Source organism: Pseudomonas brassicacearum (genome assembly GCF_003732175.1).
GTDB classification, from domain to species: domain Bacteria; phylum Pseudomonadota; class Gammaproteobacteria; order Pseudomonadales; family Pseudomonadaceae; genus Aquipseudomonas; species Aquipseudomonas brassicacearum_G.
Genome location: NZ_MOBI01000009.1, coordinates 27391 through 45881, shown reverse-complemented (window position 1 = coordinate 45881; position 18491 = coordinate 27391). Strand labels below are relative to the sequence as shown.

General features: G+C 60.5%; 14 protein-coding genes and 2 tRNA genes. 12 read left to right on the top strand and 4 right to left on the bottom strand.

Annotated elements, in window-relative coordinates; translation table 11 throughout:
* The first annotated feature begins 4 nt into the window (after nt 1–4).
* From BK658_RS08245 to BK658_RS08190, 12 genes are all read left to right on the top strand, one after another.
* On the top strand, nt 5–1504 hold the full coding sequence (locus tag BK658_RS08245) for an NAD(P)H-hydrate dehydratase (RefSeq protein WP_123581886.1): 1500 nt from the start codon (nt 5–7) through the stop codon (nt 1502–1504).
* Nucleotides 1492–1962: a tRNA (adenosine(37)-N6)-threonylcarbamoyltransferase complex ATPase subunit type 1 TsaE gene (gene tsaE, locus BK658_RS08240; protein ID WP_123581885.1), complete on the top strand. Its 471-nt coding sequence runs from the start codon at nt 1492–1494 to the stop codon at nt 1960–1962. The genes BK658_RS08245 and tsaE overlap by 13 nt, the downstream gene beginning before the upstream one ends.
* Nucleotides 1963–3399: an N-acetylmuramoyl-L-alanine amidase gene (locus BK658_RS08235; RefSeq protein WP_123581884.1), complete on the top strand. Its 1437-nt coding sequence runs from the start codon at nt 1963–1965 to the stop codon at nt 3397–3399.
* 8 nt (nt 3400–3407) lie between these two features.
* Nucleotides 3408–5306, top strand: coding sequence for a DNA mismatch repair endonuclease MutL (gene mutL / locus BK658_RS08230; protein ID WP_185019804.1), 1899 nt, complete (start codon nt 3408–3410; stop codon nt 5304–5306).
* The gene (miaA, locus tag BK658_RS08225) at nt 5306–6277 is read left to right on the top strand and encodes a tRNA (adenosine(37)-N6)-dimethylallyltransferase MiaA (RefSeq protein ID WP_123581882.1); all 972 of its coding nucleotides are present in this window, start codon (nt 5306–5308) and stop codon (nt 6275–6277) included. Before mutL ends, miaA begins: the two co-directional genes overlap by 1 nt.
* A gap of 93 nt (nt 6278–6370) precedes the next feature.
* The gene (hfq, locus tag BK658_RS08220; RefSeq protein WP_019691505.1) at nt 6371–6631 is read left to right on the top strand and encodes an RNA chaperone Hfq; all 261 of its coding nucleotides are present in this window, start codon (nt 6371–6373) and stop codon (nt 6629–6631) included.
* A 12-nt stretch (nt 6632–6643) separates the two neighbouring features.
* Nucleotides 6644–7945: a ribosome rescue GTPase HflX gene (hflX, locus tag BK658_RS08215; protein ID WP_103316307.1), complete on the top strand. Its 1302-nt coding sequence runs from the start codon at nt 6644–6646 to the stop codon at nt 7943–7945.
* 96 nt (nt 7946–8041) lie between these two features.
* Nucleotides 8042–9208 carry an FtsH protease activity modulator HflK gene (gene hflK, locus BK658_RS08210; RefSeq protein ID WP_054595354.1) on the top strand — a complete coding sequence of 389 codons (1167 nt, stop codon included), beginning with the start codon at nt 8042–8044 and terminating at the stop codon, nt 9206–9208.
* Nucleotides 9208–10077: a protease modulator HflC gene (gene hflC, locus BK658_RS08205; RefSeq protein ID WP_019691508.1), complete on the top strand. Its 870-nt coding sequence runs from the start codon at nt 9208–9210 to the stop codon at nt 10075–10077. The genes hflK and hflC overlap by 1 nt, the downstream gene beginning before the upstream one ends.
* Before the next feature lie 317 nt (nt 10078–10394).
* Nucleotides 10395–11582 carry an ATP phosphoribosyltransferase regulatory subunit gene (locus BK658_RS08200; RefSeq protein ID WP_123581881.1) on the top strand — a complete coding sequence of 396 codons (1188 nt, stop codon included), beginning with the start codon at nt 10395–10397 and terminating at the stop codon, nt 11580–11582.
* A 54-nt stretch (nt 11583–11636) separates the two neighbouring features.
* Nucleotides 11637–12929 carry an adenylosuccinate synthase gene (locus tag BK658_RS08195; protein ID WP_054595356.1) on the top strand — a complete coding sequence of 431 codons (1293 nt, stop codon included), beginning with the start codon at nt 11637–11639 and terminating at the stop codon, nt 12927–12929.
* A 138-nt stretch (nt 12930–13067) separates the two neighbouring features.
* Nucleotides 13068–15002, top strand: coding sequence for a methyl-accepting chemotaxis protein (locus BK658_RS08190; RefSeq protein ID WP_123581880.1), 1935 nt, complete (start codon nt 13068–13070; stop codon nt 15000–15002).
* Nucleotides 15003–15123: 121 nt separating this feature from the next.
* Here BK658_RS08190 and BK658_RS08185 read toward each other — a convergent pair whose 3' ends face one another.
* From BK658_RS08185 to BK658_RS08170, 4 genes are all read right to left on the bottom strand, one after another.
* Complete coding sequence (locus BK658_RS08185; protein WP_123581879.1) at nt 15124–16689, bottom strand: ABC transporter permease; 1566 nt, start codon at nt 16687–16689, stop codon at nt 15124–15126.
* The gene (locus tag BK658_RS08180; protein WP_123581878.1) at nt 16689–17699 is read right to left on the bottom strand and encodes an extracellular solute-binding protein; all 1011 of its coding nucleotides are present in this window, start codon (nt 17697–17699) and stop codon (nt 16689–16691) included. The genes BK658_RS08185 and BK658_RS08180 overlap by 1 nt, the downstream gene beginning before the upstream one ends.
* Before the next feature lie 349 nt (nt 17700–18048).
* Nucleotides 18049–18135 (bottom strand) — tRNA-Leu (locus tag BK658_RS08175).
* A 165-nt stretch (nt 18136–18300) separates the two neighbouring features.
* Nucleotides 18301–18387 (bottom strand) — tRNA-Leu (locus tag BK658_RS08170).
* Nucleotides 18388–18491: the final 104 nt, after the last annotated feature.

The following is an 18491-nucleotide window of genomic DNA, read 5'->3' as shown; positions in this document are numbered from 1 at the left end:
ACGCATGCCGCAGACAAAACACCATTTACCCGACGCGCTGTACAGCGCCGCACAGGTCCGGGCGCTCGACGCGCGGCTGATAGCGGCCGGGACAACGGGCTTCGAATTGATGCATCGGGCTGCCCGCGCCACGTGGCGAGCGTTGGTCCGGCACTGGCCGACGGCCACTGAACTCAGTGTGTTGGCGGGCCACGGCAATAACGCCGGGGACGGTTATCTGGTGGCGGTGCTGGCGTTGCGAGCCGGTTGGCAGGTGCGAGTGCTGGCGCTGGTTGAGCCGTCGCGCTTGCAGGGCGATGCCGCGCTGGCGTATGCCAAAGCGCTGGCCGCCGGGGTTGTCGTCGAGGCCTGGTCACCTGCCATCGAACTGCGTGGGGTGGTGCTGGATGCGCTGCTGGGCACTGGCCTGAGCGGTGAGGTGCGCGAACCCTATGTTGCCGCGATCGAGGTGATCAATGCCTGTGGCCTGCCCATTGCGGCGGTGGATATCCCCTCCGGTCTGTGCGCCGATACCGGGCGAGTCCTCGGGGTTGCGGTTCGGGCCGAGCTCACCGTGACATACATCGGCCTCAAACTTGGGCTGTTCACCGGCGATGCGGCGGATCAGGTGGGGGAGTTGCAGTTCAACGATCTGCAAGCCGACCCGCAGATCGTCGCTCAAAGCGCCGTCAGTGCTTATCGCCTGAATCCAGACAACCTGCCGCGCCTGGCAGCTCGGGTACCGAGCGCTCACAAAGGCCGATTCGGTCACGTCCTGCTGATCGGTGGCGATCGCGGTTTCGGCGGCGCCATTCTCTTGAGCGCCCAAAGTGCCCTGCGTAGTGGCGCGGGCATGGTGTCTCTGGCGACCCGCAGCGAGCATGTTCCGGCCGCATTGGCGCGGGTGCCCGAAGTCATGGTCTTGGGCGTTCACTCGGCCAACCAACTGATGGGCCCGCTCGGCCAAGCCAGTGTGCTGGTGGTCGGACCGGGTCTCGGCAAGGACGCGTGGGGTCGCAGTTTGTTGTCGGCAGCGTCCAATGCCCCGTTACTGCAGGTCTGGGACGCCGATGCGCTGAATTTGCTGAGCCGGGGTGATGTGCGCCTGCCGAAGGATTGCGTGATCACTCCGCATCCGGGGGAAGCGGCACGGCTATTGGGGATTTCCACGGCCGAGGTTCAAGCCGATCGCCCCGCCGCAGCCCATGCATTGAGCAAAAAATACACAGCCACCGTCATTCTCAAAGGGGCCGGCAGCCTGATTGCCAGTCCCGATGGTCGTTTGGCGCTGTGCCATCAAGGCCACCCGGCCATGGCCTCCGCGGGTCTGGGGGATGTGCTGGCCGGACTGGTCGGCGCCTTGCTGGCCCAGGGCATGAATGCATTCGATGCAGCTTGCCTGGCGGTCTGGCTGCACGCCAACGCCGGCGAGCGTGAAGGTAAAACGGGCCGTGGGCTGGCGGCCAGTGATCTGATTCCCGCCATTCGTCAGTTGCTGGAGGAGCAAACACCGTGTCTGAAGTAACCCTGTATCTGGCCAATGAAGACGCCATGGTCGCGTTGGGCAACCGTATCGCTCAAGTGACCAAAGGGCACGGCATCATCTTTCTGGGCGGTGACCTTGGGGCGGGTAAAACCACTCTGTCGCGGGGTATTATTCGCGGTTTGGGGCATGTTGGGGCAGTAAAAAGTCCGACCTTTACCTTGGTCGAACCCTACGAGATCGGCGACATTCGCGCCTTCCATTTTGACCTGTATCGACTGGTCGATCCGGAGGAGCTGGAGTTTCTTGGCATTCGTGACTACCTCGAAGACGATGCACTGTGTCTGATCGAGTGGCCCCAGAAGGGTGCAGGCTTTTTGCCAAAGCCCGACCTGACCATTACCATTAGCCCGCATGACAGTGGGCGTTCGCTGAATCTGTCGCCCCAGGGTTTGCGTGGCGAGTCTTGGTGTGCCGCTTTGGCATTGGAATTCAAATAAATGATGGGGTTAGGTATGCGCTTTCGCGCGTTGGTTGCTGTCGTAGGAATGTTGCTTACGGCACTGGCCGTCGACGCTGTGGCCGCGACAAAGGTCAACAGTGTTCGTCTGTGGCGGGCGCCGGATAACACCCGACTGGTGTTTGACCTGTCCGGTCCGGTCCAGCACAGCGTCTTTACCCTGACGTCCCCGGATCGTCTGGTGATCGACATCAATGGCGCCGTCCTTGGCGCACCGCTGAATGTCTCCACCGCCAACACCCCGATTACCGCCATGCGTTCGGCTCAGCGCACGCCGACCGATCTGCGGGTAGTTATCGACCTGAAAAAAGCCGTCACCCCGAAGAGCTTCGTACTGGCGCCGAATGCGCAGTACGGCAACCGATTGGTAGTCGACCTGTTCGACAACGCCGCCGATGCCGCACCGCCACCTGTGCCGACTCCGGCCCCAACCGTTGCCACCGTGCCTGCGGTGCCGGTCGCTCCGGTTGAGCCGGCAATCAAGCTGCCGCCTGCTCCGGCCGGCAAGCGCGACATCATCGTGGTCATCGATGCCGGACACGGCGGCGAGGACCCGGGGGCTTCCGGTTCCCGTGGGCAGCACGAAAAAGACGTGGTGCTGGCCATCGCTCGCGAGCTGCAGCGTCAGGTCAACGGCATGAAAGGCTTCCGGGCCGAGCTGACCCGTACCGGCGACTACTTCATTCCATTGCGTGGTCGTACCGAGATCGCCCGCAAGAAGGGCGCCGACCTGTTCGTCTCGATCCACGCCGACGCGGCACCCTCCGCTGCAGCGTTCGGCGCTTCGGTATTCGCCTTGTCCGAGCGCGGCGCAACGTCCGAGACCGCTCGTTGGCTGGCCGACAGCGAAAACCGCTCCGACCTGATCGGCGGCGCCGGCAACGTCAGCCTCGACGACAAGGACAAGATGCTTGCCGGCGTACTGCTTGATCTGTCGATGACCGCGTCGCTGACTTCCAGTCTGAACGTCGGCCAGAAGGTATTGAGCAACATTGGCCGGGTCACCTCGTTGCACAAGCAGCGCGTCGAGCAGGCCGGATTCATGGTGCTGAAGTCGCCGGACATTCCATCGATCCTGGTGGAAACCGGGTTTATCTCCAACGCCAACGAAGCCTCGAAACTGGCGGCGTCCGGCCACCAGCAAGCGCTGGCCCGTTCGATCAGCGCGGGTGTGCGCCAGTTCTTCCAGCAAAACCCGCCACCGGGCACCTACATCGCCTGGCTGCGTGATTCCGGCAAGATTGCCCAAGGTCCGCGTGACCACACGGTGCGGCCGGGGGAAACCCTGGCGATGATCGCGGTGCGTTATCAGGTCTCGCCGGCGACCCTGCGCAGCGCCAACGGCCTGCAATCCGACGAGCTGAAAATCGGCCAGCACTTGAACATCCCGGGCACCGAATTGGCGGCCAAGGAATGAACGATGCCATGAACACCGCAGCGCGTATCGAGCTGCTCAGCCCGCGACTGGCGAACCAGATTGCCGCCGGTGAGGTGGTCGAGCGCCCGGCTTCGGTGATCAAGGAGCTGCTGGAAAACAGCCTCGACTCCGGTGCCAAACGTATCGACGTCGATGTCGAACAGGGCGGCGTCAAGCTGCTGCGGGTTCGCGACGATGGCAGCGGGATCTCTTCCGATGATTTGCCGCTGGCGCTGGCGCGACATGCCACCAGCAAGATTCGCAATCTCGAAGACCTCGAGCAGGTGATGAGCCTCGGATTTCGCGGTGAAGCCCTCGCGTCGATCAGCTCCGTGGCGCGCCTGACCCTGACGTCCCGCACTCAAGGTGCCGATCAGGCCTGGCAGGTCGAGACCGAAGGCCGCGACATGGCGCCTCGCGTCCAGCCAGCGGCCCACCCGGTGGGCACCTCGGTTGAAGTGCGCGACTTGTTCTTCAACACCCCGGCACGGCGCAAATTCCTCAAGACCGAAAAGACCGAATTCGATCACCTGCAAGAAGTGATCAAGCGTCTGGCGCTGGCGCGCTTCGACGTGGCGTTCCATCTGCGCCATAACGGTAAGACCATCCTCAGCCTGCACGAAGCCCATGACGACGCGGCTCGCGCCCGGCGTGTGGCGGCGATCTGCGGCGCGGGTTTCCTGGAGCAGGCGCTGCCCATCGAGATCGAGCGCAATGGCCTTCATCTGTGGGGCTGGGTCGGGTTGCCGACCTTTAACCGCAGCCAGGCGGACTTGCAGTATTTCTTTGTGAATGGCCGTGCGGTGCGCGACAAACTGGTGGCCCACGCGGTGCGCCAGGCATACCGCGACGTGCTGTTCAACGGTCGGCACCCGACGTTCGTGCTGTTTTTCGAAGTCGATCCGGCGGGCGTCGACGTCAACGTGCACCCGACCAAACACGAAGTGCGCTTCCGTGACGGGCGCATGGTCCACGACTTCCTCTACGGCACCTTGCACCGCGCCTTGGGCGACGTGCGTCCGGAAGACCATCTGGCTGCGCCTGTCGCGACGGCCGTGGTCAGGCCGACCGGCATCGAAGCCGGCGAGTTCGGCCCGCAAGGTGAAATGCGTCTGGCGGCCAATGCATTGCTGGAGCAGCCGCAGGCACAACCGTCCTTTAATACGACGGCGGGCTCGGGCGCGGGCGCCGGTTATCAGTATCAATACACGCCGCGTCCGCAGTCGGGCGTTCCGGTGGCTGAAGCGCAGGCTGCCTATCGCGAGTTTTTTGCGCCATTGCCGGAAGCGAACGCCACGGCGCTGCCAGACGGTCAGGGCGATATTCCGCCGCTGGGGTATGCGCTGGCGCAACTCAAAGGCATCTACATTCTTTCGGAAAACGCCCAAGGGCTGGTGCTGGTGGACATGCATGCCGCGCATGAGCGGATCATGTACGAGCGGCTGAAAGTCGCGATGGCCAGCGAAGGCCTGAGCGGCCAACCGCTGCTGGTGCCGGAGTCGATTGCAGTCAGCCAGCGTGAAGCCGATTGCGCCGAAGAGCACGTCAGCTGGTTCCAGCGCCTCGGTTTTGAGCTTCAGCGTCTGGGCCCGGAAACCCTGGCGATCCGGCAGATTCCGGCCTTGCTCAAGCAGGCTGAAGCCAATCGTCTGGTTCACGACGTATTGGCGGACCTGATGGAATACGGCACCAGCGACCGGATTCAGGCACACCTGAACGAACTGCTCGGGACCATGGCCTGCCACGGCGCTATTCGCGCCAATCGGCGCCTGGCCTTGCCGGAAATGAACGGTCTGCTGCGGGACATGGAAAACACCGAACGCAGCGGTCAATGCAACCATGGCCGACCGACCTGGACCCAATTGGGCCTGGATGATCTGGACAAACTGTTCTTGCGCGGTCGTTGATGAGCCAACTCCCTCCAGCGATATTCCTGATGGGCCCGACCGCTGCGGGCAAGACCGATCTGGCTATCGAGCTGACCAAGGTCCTGCCGTGCGAGCTGATCAGCGTCGACTCGGCGCTGGTTTACCGTGGCATGGACATCGGCACCGCCAAGCCTTTGAAGGAGCTGCTGACCGAGTTTCCTCATCGGTTGATCGATATTCTTGATCCGGTCGAGGCCTATTCGGCGGCTGATTTTCGCCGGGATGCCCTGCAGGCCATGGCCGAGATCACCGCGCGCGGCAATATTCCGCTGCTGGTCGGCGGCACAATGCTCTATTACAAGGCTTTGCTCGAAGGTCTGGCCGATATGCCGGCGGCCGATCCGCAGATCCGCGCTGAAATTGAGGAAGAGGCTGCACGCCTTGGCTGGCAAGCCCTGCACGATCAGTTGGCGGTCATTGATCCGGTGTCGGCAGCACGAATTCACCCAAATGACCCGCAGCGACTCAGTCGGGCGCTGGAAGTTTATCGGGTCAGCGGCCAGAGCATGACCGAACACCGCGCGCGACAATCTGCGCAAAGTACTGAAGCAGGCGCTTCGGGTCGCCCACAATTGCCCTATACTGTCGCGAACTTGGCTATCGCTCCGGCGAATCGTCAGGTACTGCATGAGCGTATTAAACAAAGATTCACACAAATGTTGGAACAGGGATTCATTGACGAGGTCGTAGCCCTGCGTAAAAGAAGTGACCTGCATGCCGGGTTGCCGTCTATACGCGCTGTAGGTTACCGACAAGTCTGGGATTACCTGGATGGCAAGCTGACGTCAGCCGAGATGCAGGAGCGTGGGATCATTGCCACGCGCCAATTGGCGAAGCGCCAGTTCACCTGGCTACGCAGTTGGGCTGATTTACACTGGTTGGACAGCCTCGATTGCGACAATCTGCCACGCGCCTTGAAATACCTGGGAACGGTCTCCATATTGAGCTGAGTCCTTGCAATTGCCGTCTATCCTTGGGGGTGTGACGGCCTAAGCCACCTGTTTACCTATTTTTATTATTGAATCCTTAAAGGAGTGCGGCACATGTCAAAAGGGCATTCGCTACAAGACCCTTACTTGAATACATTGCGTAAAGAGAAAGTTGGGGTTTCCATCTATCTGGTCAACGGAATCAAACTGCAAGGCACGATCGAGTCGTTCGACCAGTTCGTTATCCTGCTGAAAAACACCGTCAGCCAGATGGTTTACAAACACGCGATCTCTACAGTGGTGCCGGTTCGTCCAATTCGTCTGCCTAGCGCAACCGAATCCGAACAAGCTGACGCTGAGCCAGGTAACGCCTGATAGGAGTCTCCTTTGTTCTTTGAGCGCCACGGTGGTGGTGAACGAACCATTCTCGTTCACTTGGATGGTCAGGACCCTGAGGCGCGCGAAGATCCGCAGGAGTTTCAGGAGTTGGCAATTTCGGCCGGCGCCGAGACCGTCGCGTTTGTTAACGTGCCGCGTCATCGGCCAACCGCCAAATACCTGATTGGCAGTGGCAAGGTCGAGGAATTACGCGACCAGGTCAAAGCCGAGAAGGTCGATCTGGTTATTTTCAATTCCGTCCTCACGCCCAGTCAGGAACGTAACCTCGAACGTGTTTTCGAGTGTCGCGTGATTGACCGTACCGGTCTGATTCTCGATATCTTCGCCCAGCGCGCCCGCACCCATGAAGGCAAGCTCCAGGTCGAACTGGCCCAGCTTGATTACATGAGTACGCGACTGGTTCGCGGCTGGACTCACCTTGAGCGGCAGAAAGGCGGTATCGGTCTGCGCGGCCCTGGTGAAACCCAGTTGGAAACCGACCGGCGTCTTCTGCGGGTTCGCCTACGGCAGATCAAGGGGCGTCTGGAAAAGGTCCGCAGTCAGCGTGACCAAGCTCGTCGTGGTCGTCAGCGTGCGGATATCCCTTCGGTTTCTCTGGTGGGTTATACCAACGCCGGCAAGTCGACGCTGTTCAACTCGGTCACCGATTCCGACGTGTTCGCGGCAGACCAGTTGTTCGCCACCCTCGACCCGACCTTGCGCCGGCTCGAACTCGCCGACCTCGGTCCAATCGTACTGGCCGACACTGTGGGCTTCATCCGTCACTTGCCGCACAAACTGGTCGAGGCATTTCGGGCTACGCTCGAAGAGTCGAGCAACTCTGACCTGCTGCTGCATGTGATCGACGCTCACGAGCCAGAGCGTATGGCCCAGATCGAACAGGTCATGGCGGTGCTCGGCGAGATCGGTGCACAAGACTTGCCGATCCTTGAGGTCTATAACAAACTCGATTTGCTCGAGGGCGTAGAGCCACAGATCCAGCGTGATGCCGATGGCAAGCCGCAACGGGTATGGTTGTCGGCGCGCGACGGTCAGGGTCTGGACCTGCTCAAGCAGGCGATTGCGGAATTGCTCGGCAACGATTTGTTCGTCGGCACCTTGCGCTTGCCGCAGCGTTTTGCTCGACTGCGTGCGCAGTTCTTTGCGCTCGGCGCCGTACAGAAAGAAGAACACGACGAAGAAGGCATCTGTTTGCTGGCCGTTCGTTTGCCGCGAGTCGAGCTCAATCGACTGGTGAGCCGCGAGGGAATGCAGCCGTTGGAATTCATCGAGCAACACACTTTGCAATAAAAGCCTGAAAAAGCGGTTGTGCCGCTGTGGCAGGCATTCTGTAGCATTGGTCGGCGCGCCGTGGGTGCGTCTTTGCTTTATCAGATGGAGAGCGCTATGGCTTGGAATGAGCCGGGTGGCAACTCGAATAATCAGGATCCTTGGGGTGGTAAACGCCGCAATAATGGCGACCGCAAGGGGCCACCAGATCTCGACGAGGCCTTCCGAAAGCTGCAGGAAAGCCTGAATGGGTTGTTCGGTGGTAGCAAGAAACGCGGTGATGATGGCGGTGGTTCGGGCAAGGGCGGCGGTTACGGCCTGCTCGGCATCGGCCTTGTCGTGCTGGCGGTCGTTTGGCTGTACAGCGCGGTATATGTAGTCGACGAGCAGGAGCAAGCCGTGGTGCTGCGCTTCGGCAAGTACTACGAAACCGTCGGGCCGGGCCTGAACATCTACTTCCCGCCGATCGATCGCAAGTACATGGAAAACGTCACGCGTGAGCGTGCCTACACCAAGCAGGGTCAAATGCTCACTGAAGACGAGAACATCGTCGAAGTGCCACTGACCGTGCAGTACAAGATCACCAATCTGCAGGACTTCGTGCTGAACGTCGATCAGCCGGAAATCAGCCTGCAACACGCGACCGAGAGTGCCTTGCGCCATGTGGTGGGTTCCACCGCCATGGACCAGGTGCTGACCGAAGGTCGTGAGTTGATGGCCAGCGAAATCAAGGAGCGTCTGCAACGCTTCCTCGATACCTATCGCACCGGTATCACCGTCACTCAGGTCAACGTTCAGAGCGCCGCTGCACCGCGTGAAGTCCAGGAAGCCTTCGATGACGTGATCCGCGCTCGTGAAGATGAGCAGCGTTCGCGCAACCAGGCTGAAACTTACGCCAACGGTGTCGTGCCGGAAGCCCGTGGTCAGGCCCAGCGCATCATTGAAGATGCCAACGGTTACCGCGACGAAACGGTATCGCGTGCCAAGGGTGAGGCGGATCGCTTTACCAAGCTGGTCGCCGAATATCGCAAGGCACCGGAAGTCACTCGTCAGCGTCTGTACCTGGACACGATGCAGGAAGTCTTCAGCAATACCAGCAAGGTTCTCGTGACCGGCAACAAGAATGGCCAGAACAATCTGCTGTACTTGCCGCTGGACAAGATGATCGACAGTGGTCGTAGTGGTGCAGCGCCGGTAACCAGCGCAGCCGCGACCAGCAATGAAGGGCATGCGCGCTCGGCAACTGATCTGCAGCAGCCGGCACGTACCAGGGAGAGTCGCTGATGAGCAATAAATCGCTGATCGCCCTTATTGTCGGCGTCGTCGTGGCAATCGCTGCCTGGAACTGTTTCTACATCGTGGCTCAGACCGAGCGCGCGGTGTTACTGCAGTTCGGGCGCGTGGTTCAGACTGATGTTCAGCCGGGCCTGCATGTGAAAGTGCCTTACGTTAACCAGGTGCGTAAATTCGACGCACGCCTGATGACGCTGGACGCACCGACGCAGCGTTTCCTGACGCTGGAAAAGAAAGCCGTCATGGTTGATGCCTACGCCAAGTGGCGCGTCAAGGATGCCGAGCGTTTCTACACCGCGACTTCCGGCCTCAAGCAAATTGCAGACGAGCGCCTTTCGCGTCGCCTGGAATCGGGCCTGCGTGACCAGTTTGGCAAGCGCACCCTGCACGAAGTGGTTTCCGGTGAGCGTGACGCACTGATGGCGGATATCACGGCTTCGCTGAACAAGATGGCGGAAAAAGAGCTGGGCATCGAAGTTGTCGATGTTCGGGTCAAGGCCATCGATCTGCCGAAGGAAGTGAACCGCAGTGTGTTCGAACGCATGAGCACCGAGCGTGAACGTGAAGCGCGCGAGCACCGTGCCAAGGGTAACGAGCTGGCCGAAGGCATCCGTGCCGACGCCGATCGTCAGCGCCGCGTACTGCTGGCTGAAGCCTATCGTGAATCTGAAGAGGTTCGCGGTGACGGTGATGCCCAGGCCGCAGCGATCTACTCCAAGGCTTACGGCCAGGATCAGGAGTTCTACGGTTTCTACCGTAGCCTGCGTGCCTACCGTGAAAGCTTCGCGAATAAAACCGACGTCATGGTTCTGGACCCAAGCAGCGACTTCTTCCGTTACCTGGAAAAAGCCAAGCCTTGATCCGACACTGATCTCGAGGGACCCCGCCGGGCGGCTAAAGCCTCTCGCGGGGTGATCCTTTGAGAAAACGTGTGTATGATGCGGCAGCCGGGAAATTCCCGGCTTTTTTGCGTCTGCACGTTTGATTGCGGTTTTTTGTTGCAAGACTCGGGTTGAACAACTCGACAGGTTTTTCGAGGAAAGTGTTTGGCGAGGCCGATTCCAGGCCGATCGCCGCGTTGTTCATGCGCGGGACTTATGCGTATGGTTCAGACATTTTCTGCTTCACTCAAGGCCAGCCCGAGGGCTGGCGGCCCGGATCATAGGGGAATGGCGTAATGGCAACGGTAGACCGCTGGCTGCTGCCAGATGGCATCGAAGAAGTACTGCCACCAGAGGCGGCGCGCATTGAAGTCGCGCGTCGTCAGGTGTTGGATCTGTTCCAGAGCTGGGGTTACGAGTTCGTCGTGACCCCGCATATCGAGTACCTGGAATCCCTGCTGACTGGCGCAGGCCAGGACCTCGATCTGCGGACCTTCAAGGTCATCGACCCGCAGTCGGGCCGGCAGATGGGTTTCCGTGCCGACATTACGCCGCAAGTGGCGCGCATCGATGCGCACACCTTGCGTCACGAAGGCCCGAGCCGTCTGTGCTACGCCGGTAGCGTGCTGCATGCGCAACCGCGAGCGTTGTCGACCTCGCGTAGCCCGATCCAGCTGGGCGCCGAGTTGTACGGCGATGCCAGCCCGAGCAGCGACGTGGAAGTCATCAGCCTGATGCTGGCCATGCTGCAACTGGCCGATGTGCCAGATGTGCACATGGACCTTGGTCATGTCGGCATCTACCGTGGCCTGGCGCGTGCCGCCGGTTTGTCCGGTGAGGTCGAGCAACAATTGTTCGATGCCCTGCAACGCAAGGCCATCGATGAGGTCATTACCTTGACCGAAGGCCTGCCTGCCGATGTGGCGGGCATGCTGCGGGCGCTGGTTGATCTGTGTGGCGGTCGTGAAGTGCTGGTTGCCGCTCGTGAGCGCCTGGCCAATGCGCCGGCGCCTGTTTTGGCCGCACTGGACGACTTGCTGGCGATTGCCGAGCGTTTGTCCGTGCGTTTCCCGGATCTTGCGCTGTACTTCGATCTGGGCGAGTTGCGCGGTTATCACTACCACACCGGTGTGGTGTTCGCGGTATTCGTACCGGGTGTTGGCCAGTCCATCGCTCAGGGCGGTCGTTACGACGACATTGGCGCCGACTTCGGTCGCGCCCGTCCGGCGACTGGCTTCTCTACCGATTTGAAAACCCTGGTGACCCTGGGGCGTGCTGAAATCGAGCTACCGTCTGGCGGTATCTGGATGCCTGACAGTACGGATGCAGCACTCTGGCAGCAGGTTTGCCAGTTGCGCAGTGAGGGTCAGCGGGTTGTTCAGGCATTGCCTGGGCAACCATTGGCCGCCGCCCGTGATGCGGACTGCGACCGGCAATTGATTCAGCAGAACGGGCTTTGGCAAGTATTGCCGCTGGCTTCTTGAGTTTTCCTGCCGGCGGCTGCCGGCACCAAGTTTGCGCGAATGAGGACAAGTGTTATGGGTAAGAATGTCGTAGTCCTGGGCACCCAATGGGGTGATGAGGGCAAAGGCAAGATCGTTGATCTGCTGACCGAACATGCTGCCGCCGTAGTGCGCTACCAGGGTGGCCACAACGCTGGCCACACGCTGGTGATCGACGGCGAAAAAACCGTCTTGCACCTGATCCCGTCGGGCGTACTGCGCGATGGCGTGCAGTGCCTGATCGGCAACGGCGTGGTGGTTGCACCTGACGCCCTGCTGCGCGAGATCATCAAGCTGGAAGAGAAGGGCGTGCCGGTGCGCGAGCGCCTGCGTATCAGCCCGTCCTGCCCGCTGATCCTGTCTTACCACGTAGCGCTGGACCAGGCTCGTGAAAAGGCCCGTGGCGAGCTGAAGATCGGCACCACCGGTCGTGGCATCGGCCCGGCCTACGAAGACAAGGTTGCACGTCGTGGCCTGCGCATCGGTGATCTGTTCCACCGTGAGCGTTTCGCCGCCAAGCTGGGCGAGTTGCTGGACTACCACAACTTCGTACTGGTCAATTACTACAAAGAGCCGGCCATCGACTTCCAGAAAACCCTGGACGAGTGCATGGAATACGCCGAGCTGCTCAAGCCGATGATGCTCGACGTCACCGCCGAGCTGCATAACCTGCGTCGTGACGGCAAAGACATCATGTTCGAAGGCGCCCAAGGCTCCTTGCTGGACATCGACCACGGTACCTACCCGTACGTCACCAGTTCCAACACCACCGCTGGCGGCATCGCGACCGGTTCGGGTTTTGGCCCGATGTACCTGGATTACATCCTCGGCATCACCAAGGCTTACACCACTCGTGTTGGTTCGGGTCCGTTCCCGACCGAGCTGTTCGACGACGTCGGTGCGTTCCTCGCCAAGCGTGGCCATGAATTCGGTGCTACCACCGGACGTGCCCGTCGTTGCGGCTGGTTCGACGCCGTTATCCTGCGCCGCGCCATCGACGTCAACAGCATCTCGGGCCTGTGCCTGACCAAGCTGGACGTACTGGACGGTCTTGAGACCATCAACATCTGCGTGGGCTACAAGAACCAGGATGGTGCGGTGATCGACGCACCGACCGACGCCGACAGCTACATCGGTCTTGAGCCGGTGTACGAAGAAATGCCGGGCTGGACCGAGTCGACCCTGGGCGCCAAGACCCTGGAAGAGTTGCCTCAGGCTGCTCGCAACTACATCAAGCGCGTCGAAGAGTTGGTCGGTGCACCGATCGACATTATTTCGACGGGCCCGGACCGCAACGAGACCATCGTTCTGCGTCACCCGTTCGCTTGATAAGTCGTTGATGTAAAAAACAAAGGGCCCTTAATCGGGTCCTTTGTCGTTTATGCCTGTTGGACGGCATGACCTTTGCTGTGAATCTCTGTTCCAGAGTGCCATCAATTTAATGGCGTGCAAGTAGAGGGATTTCCTGTGTCGGCCGTTCTCTCACTGTTACAAAGCCGTTTGTTGCGGCCCGTGTTCGTTACCCTTGGTATCGCCCTGTTGGTGCAAGTATTGGTGGCTGTCGCACTGACCCGGAGCACCGTGACCGCATTGGAAGCCGATTTGGGCAATCGTCTCGGCGTCGATAGCCAGAAGCTCTCTGGCGAACTCGAACAGGCTGGGCGTGAAGTCACCTCAAGTCTTGATAACCTCTCCACCAGTACCCGTCAGCGCCTGACCGCCGGTTTGTCCTCGCGACTCAAGGACGAGCAGGCGCAACTGCGTGCGGCCCTGGAAAAGGACCTGAAGGACTCGGCCAATGACATGGCTCAGCTCCTGGCGTCGGTCGCACCCCGCGCGATGTGGGACAGCGATGTTCCAACGCTGTCCGAATTCGCCCGTCGGGCCCAGCGCAATCCGAATGTGCTGTTCGTGGTGTACGACGACGCCACCGGCCAGCACCTGACCCGCTACCTGAACCGGGAAAACCCGATCAACCAGGCCCTTTTGGAAAAAGGCCAGGGTGAGCGGGCGCTGGATAAAGTGCTGGATGCGGCGAAACACGATCCTTCGGTCTACTACCTCGAAGCCTCGATCAACCCCAATGGCGTGGAAATCGGCAAGGTGCTGATGGGGGTCTCCACGGCGTCGGTGGAAACAGACCTGGTAGCCCTCGACAAGCGCTTCTCGGCGCTGATCGCCAGCAGTGATCAGCTGGTCGGCGACAGCCTCAAGGGCGCTGCAGCTGATAGCGCCACGGCCATGCGCTCGCGCTTGCAGTCGGCGCAGTCCACGGCCACCGAAATGAAAGCCAATACCACCAACACCGTTCAGGAAGCGGCGGCAACCTTGCGCTGGCGGATCGGCATGGCGCTGGCGCTGGTCGGCTGCGGTGTCTTGCTGCTACTGGCGGTCGTGCTTGGGCGACGGGTGGTCAATCGCCTGAAGCTGTTGATCGCGGCAATGGAGGATCTGGCCGCGGGTGATGGTGACCTGACCAAGCGCGTGCAGATCAATAGCAAAGATGAAATCGGCGACATGGCGTCAGCGGTCAACCGCTTTGTGGATAAGTTGCAGCCGATCGTTCGCGAGGCGGGTGACGTGGCCCAGCGTACCGGTGTGGAAATCGGTGTCATGAGCAAGCGCAATGCCGGCGCCGATGCGGCGGCGAAATCCCAGCGCGATGAAGTGGCGGAGAGCTTGCGTGCCTTGTCGCAAATGGCTGACGAGGCACAGGCCGAAAGCCATGCGATGCAGGCGGCGTTGCAGCAGGTGGTGGATATTCGTCAGGCAACGGATGAAAACACCCGCACCTCGGCGCAGGTCGGCAGTCTCATCGAGGCGTTGGCCGGGCAGGTTGATACCGGGGCTAAAGTCATCGAGCGTCTGGCGCAGCAGAGCGAGCAAATTGAAGTGGTGTTGGAGGTGATTCACGGGATCGCCGAGCAGACCAACTTGCTGGCGTTGAACGCGGCGATCGAAGCGGCGCGGGCCGGAGAGACCGGGCGTGGTTTTGCGGTGGTGGCCGATGAGGTGCGGGCGCTGGCCAGCAAGACTCAAAGCTCGACTGGCGACATTCAGGCGCACATCGGGGCGTTGCAGCAAGGCGCTCGCGAGGCCGTAGCGGCGATTGGGCAGGCAGGGCGTCAGGCCAGCGAAGGTTTGCTGGTATTGCGCGACAGTGCGCGCTTGCAGCAGTCGGTGCAGGTTTCTGTCGAGCAGGTACATGCGGCCATCGGTCTGGCGACCCAGGCAGCAGCTCATCAGGCCAAAGGCGCGCACGCGGTGCGTGGGCGGGTCGAGACCATTCATGCTCAGGCCGAGCGTGCGGCGCAGGCGGTGGTGGAAACCACGGCCAGCGGCAAGGTGCTGGACAGCCTGGCGGCGCAGCTGAAAGCGAGCCTGGGGCAGTTCCGGGCCTGATTTGTTGCATGGGATACCGCCATCGCGAGCAAGCTCGCTCCCACATTTGATCTCTGTTGTTCACAAGTTATGTGTTCGCCAAAGATCAGTGTGGGAGCGAGCTTGCTCGCGATTGGCGATGTCAGCGGCTCAAATACATCCGCGTCGTGAGCAGATAGACCGGCAGCCCCGACACCAGTATCAACAGCGCCGCATAAGGCGCCGCTGCCGCGAACTCGACATTCGCGGTGTGTGCCCACACCTCTGTGGCCAGGGTGTTGAGTCCGGTCGGACTCAGCAGCAGTGTCGCCGTCAGCTCCTTCATCGCATCCAGAAACACCAGCGCAAACGCGGCACCCAGCGCCGGGAAGATGATCGGCAGCGTCACCCGCACAAAAGCGCTGAGCGACGAAGCGCCAAGCGTCCGCGCCGCTTCTTCCAATTGCGGTGCCGCCTTGTTCAGCGCCGTACGAATTGGCGCCTGAGCCAACGGCAGAAACAGCAAAGCATAGGCGATCAGCAGCAAGCCCGAAGTCTGATACAGCGCCGGCACATAGTGCAGGGCGAAGTACACCAGCGTCAGCGCGATCACCAATCCTGGCAGCGCATGCAGCAGATACGGCAGGCGCTCGGCCCACAGCGCCAGGCGACCCTTATAGCGAACCACCAGCAAGCCAACCGGTACTGCCAGCACCAGGCATAGCGCTGCACCGCCCAGCGATAACGCCAGTGACGAGAGCAAGGCTTCGCTGATCGCCGCCACCGGGAAAGCGGCCGATGAACCGACAGCCAGCCAGTACGCCAACATCCCCAGCGGAATTCCACTGCCGATAATCGCCAGTAGCAAGCAATAGAGCTGACCGGCCGCAGACCACGCACCTAGCCGAACCTGTTCGGCATGCCGCGCCGCGCCTTGGCCGATTCGTACATGCCGACCTTTGCCGCGAACCCGCAGCTCCAGCCACAGCAGAACCAGGCACAGTGCGAGCAGTACTGCCGAAAGCATCGCCGCGTTGGCGTTACTGAACTCCAGCTCGAACTGTTGATAGATCGCAGTAGTGAAGGTTTGCAGGCCGATGATCGACAGCGCGCCGAACTCCACCAGCATGTGCAGGGCAATCAGCAACGACCCGGCCAGCAGCGAGGGCCAGAGCAGGGGTAGGGTGATCTTGAAGAACACGCCCCAGCGGTTCTGCCCCAGGGTGCGGGCGGACTCTTCCAGTGCCGGGTCGAGATTGCGCAACGTCGCCGCCACCGGCAGAAACACCAGCGGGTACTTGGACAGGGTCATCACCAGAATCGCCCCGCCCAGACCTTCGAAGCTGGCGCTCAGGGACACCCAGGTGAAGCTGCTGATGAAAGCCGGTACGGCGAACGGCAGGCAGAGAATTACGCCCCACAGGCGCCGACCCGGCAAGTTGCTGCGCTCCAGCAGCCAGGCCAGCGACAGGCCGATGATCGCGCAGGCAACCGTTACCCCGATCAGCAGCAGCAGCGTATTGCGCAACAGGCCAAACACATACGGCCGCCACAACAGATGCAGTGCTTGCGCCCAGCCGGCTTGCCAGGCTTTGAGCCCGACATACAACAGCGGCAGCAGGCTCAGGCAGACCAATAGCAATACCGGCAACAGCAGCCATATCGATGGCCGTTTACGCCGTGGTAAATATCCCCCGCGTGATGCGGAGGCGCTCAGCGATGCGCTCATCAGTTCAGGCCAACGTCGCGTTCCAGGTCCAGTGCGGCTTCAGCGTTGCCGAGGTCGGCAGGGGTGACATTCGGCGCTTGCAGCTCACTGAACGGCTTGAGGCCGCGGTTCGATTCCAGGCCTTTGCGCAGTGGGTATTCGGCAGTGGTTTGAGTGATCACGCGCTGACCTTCTTCACTGGCCATGTAGGCGAGGAGTTGCTGGGCTTCTTGCGGGTGTTTGCTGGACTTGAGCACGGCAGCGCTGGACACAGTGATCAGGCCGCCAACATCGCCACCAGTGAAGTAATGCAGTTTCGAGCCGAGCGTGCCCTTTTCGCGCTGCAAGGCGAACCAGTAGTAGTTATTCACCAGCACGCTAGCGACTTCGCCGTTTTCCACAGCCTTCAATGCCACCATGTTGTTGCTGTAGACCTTGCCGAAAGCGCGCAGGCCGGTCAGCCATTCTTCGGCGGCATCCATTCCGTGCAGCTTGATGATCGCTACGGCTTGTTCCTGGAACGCCCCGCTACTTGGCACGAAGCCAACCTTGCCTTGCCACTTCGGATCGGAGAACTCCATCACCGATTTGGGCAGGTCTTTTTCGTCGATCAGTTTCGGGTTGAAGGCGACCACGCGGACCCGGGCAGTGATGCCGATCCAGGTGCCATTACCGGCAACGTAATCCTTGGGCAGCACTTCTAGCGTGGCGGCGTCGGTTTTCGCCAGCAGGCCTTGTTCGCCGAGCTTGTTCAGCGGTGGCGATTCTTCGGTGTAGATCACGTTGGCAGGCGAGCGATTGCCTTCTTCGACGATTTGGCTGGCAAGTTGGTTGCTGCTGCCTTTGCGTACATTGACATGAATGCCGGTCTTGGCTTCGAAGGCTTTGGCGACAGCGTCGCCGACTTCCTTGTGTTGACCGTTGTAGAGCGTCAGGGAAACTTTTTCGGCGGCTTGGGTGAATGGCGTTGCCAGGGTCAGCCCCAGCAGAGTGATGGTCAGGCCGCGGCGCAGGGTATTTCGAAACATCATTGGCTGGGTTCCTCACTGTCGCATTGCAAAAACTTGCAACAATGATAAACGATATTGTTTCTCAAGTGCGTCTTGCGGGGCGGGCGAGTGTTTGCTAGTGAGGTTGGCGCGGACCTTTGTGGCGAGGGGGCTTGCCCCCGTTGGGGCGCGAAGCGGCCCCAGTATTCATTCAGCCAGACCGCATTCTCAGGATATACGACTGCTTCGCCCGAACGCGGACCGGCCGACGGGGGCAAGCCCCCTCGCCACAGGAAGGCTGGTGGCTTGAGATGTTTGAAAGCCAGAAACGCAAAAACCCGCTTTCGCGGGTTTTTGTGAGATTCAAGATCGTTGACCTTGAACTTTGAATTGGTGCCCAGAAGAAGACTCGAACTTCCACGACCTTGCGGTCACCAGCACCTGAAGCTGGCGTGTCTACCAATTTCACCATCTGGGCAGTATCAGCAACGTTGCCGCTGTTGATGTGGCGCACTATACGGAGAGCGTTTTGATCTGTAAACCCCTGATTTAGTTTTAATAAATCAAATGGTTAGAATGCAAAAACCCGCTTTCGCGGGTTTTTGTGTGAGCCTTGAAATTGAACTAATCTCAAGCTCGAAATTGGTGCCCAGAAGAAGACTCGAACTTCCACGACCTTGCGGTCACCAGCACCTGAAGCTGGCGTGTCTACCAATTTCACCATCTGGGCAGTATCGACATGCGTCTGCGTCGTCGATGGCGCGCACTATACGGAGCGTCCTTTTAACTGTAAACCCCTGAACTCAAAAAAACCTGGAAAATTTTACGAGCGGT

What these genes read in the sequence shown, in the direction of transcription:
- miaA (WP_123581882.1), top strand. Translation starts at nt 5,306, where the DNA reads ATGAGCCAACTCCCTCCAGCGATATTCCTGATGGGCCCGACCGCTGCG.
- BK658_RS08180 (WP_123581878.1), bottom strand. Translation starts at nt 17,699, where the DNA reads ATGATGTTTCGAAATACCCTGCGCCGCGGCCTGACCATCACTCTGCTG.
- BK658_RS08200 (WP_123581881.1), top strand. Translation starts at nt 10,395, where the DNA reads ATGGCAACGGTAGACCGCTGGCTGCTGCCAGATGGCATCGAAGAAGTA.
- BK658_RS08185 (WP_123581879.1), bottom strand. Translation starts at nt 16,689, where the DNA reads ATGAGCGCATCGCTGAGCGCCTCCGCATCACGCGGGGGATATTTACCA.
- hflK (WP_054595354.1), top strand. Translation starts at nt 8,042, where the DNA reads ATGGCTTGGAATGAGCCGGGTGGCAACTCGAATAATCAGGATCCTTGG.
- hfq (WP_019691505.1), top strand. Translation starts at nt 6,371, where the DNA reads ATGTCAAAAGGGCATTCGCTACAAGACCCTTACTTGAATACATTGCGT.
- BK658_RS08195 (WP_054595356.1), top strand. Translation starts at nt 11,637, where the DNA reads ATGGGTAAGAATGTCGTAGTCCTGGGCACCCAATGGGGTGATGAGGGC.
- mutL (WP_185019804.1), top strand. Translation starts at nt 3,408, where the DNA reads ATGAACACCGCAGCGCGTATCGAGCTGCTCAGCCCGCGACTGGCGAAC.
- hflC (WP_019691508.1), top strand. Translation starts at nt 9,208, where the DNA reads ATGAGCAATAAATCGCTGATCGCCCTTATTGTCGGCGTCGTCGTGGCA.
- BK658_RS08245 (WP_123581886.1), top strand. Translation starts at nt 5, where the DNA reads ATGCCGCAGACAAAACACCATTTACCCGACGCGCTGTACAGCGCCGCA.
- BK658_RS08235 (WP_123581884.1), top strand. Translation starts at nt 1,963, where the DNA reads ATGATGGGGTTAGGTATGCGCTTTCGCGCGTTGGTTGCTGTCGTAGGA.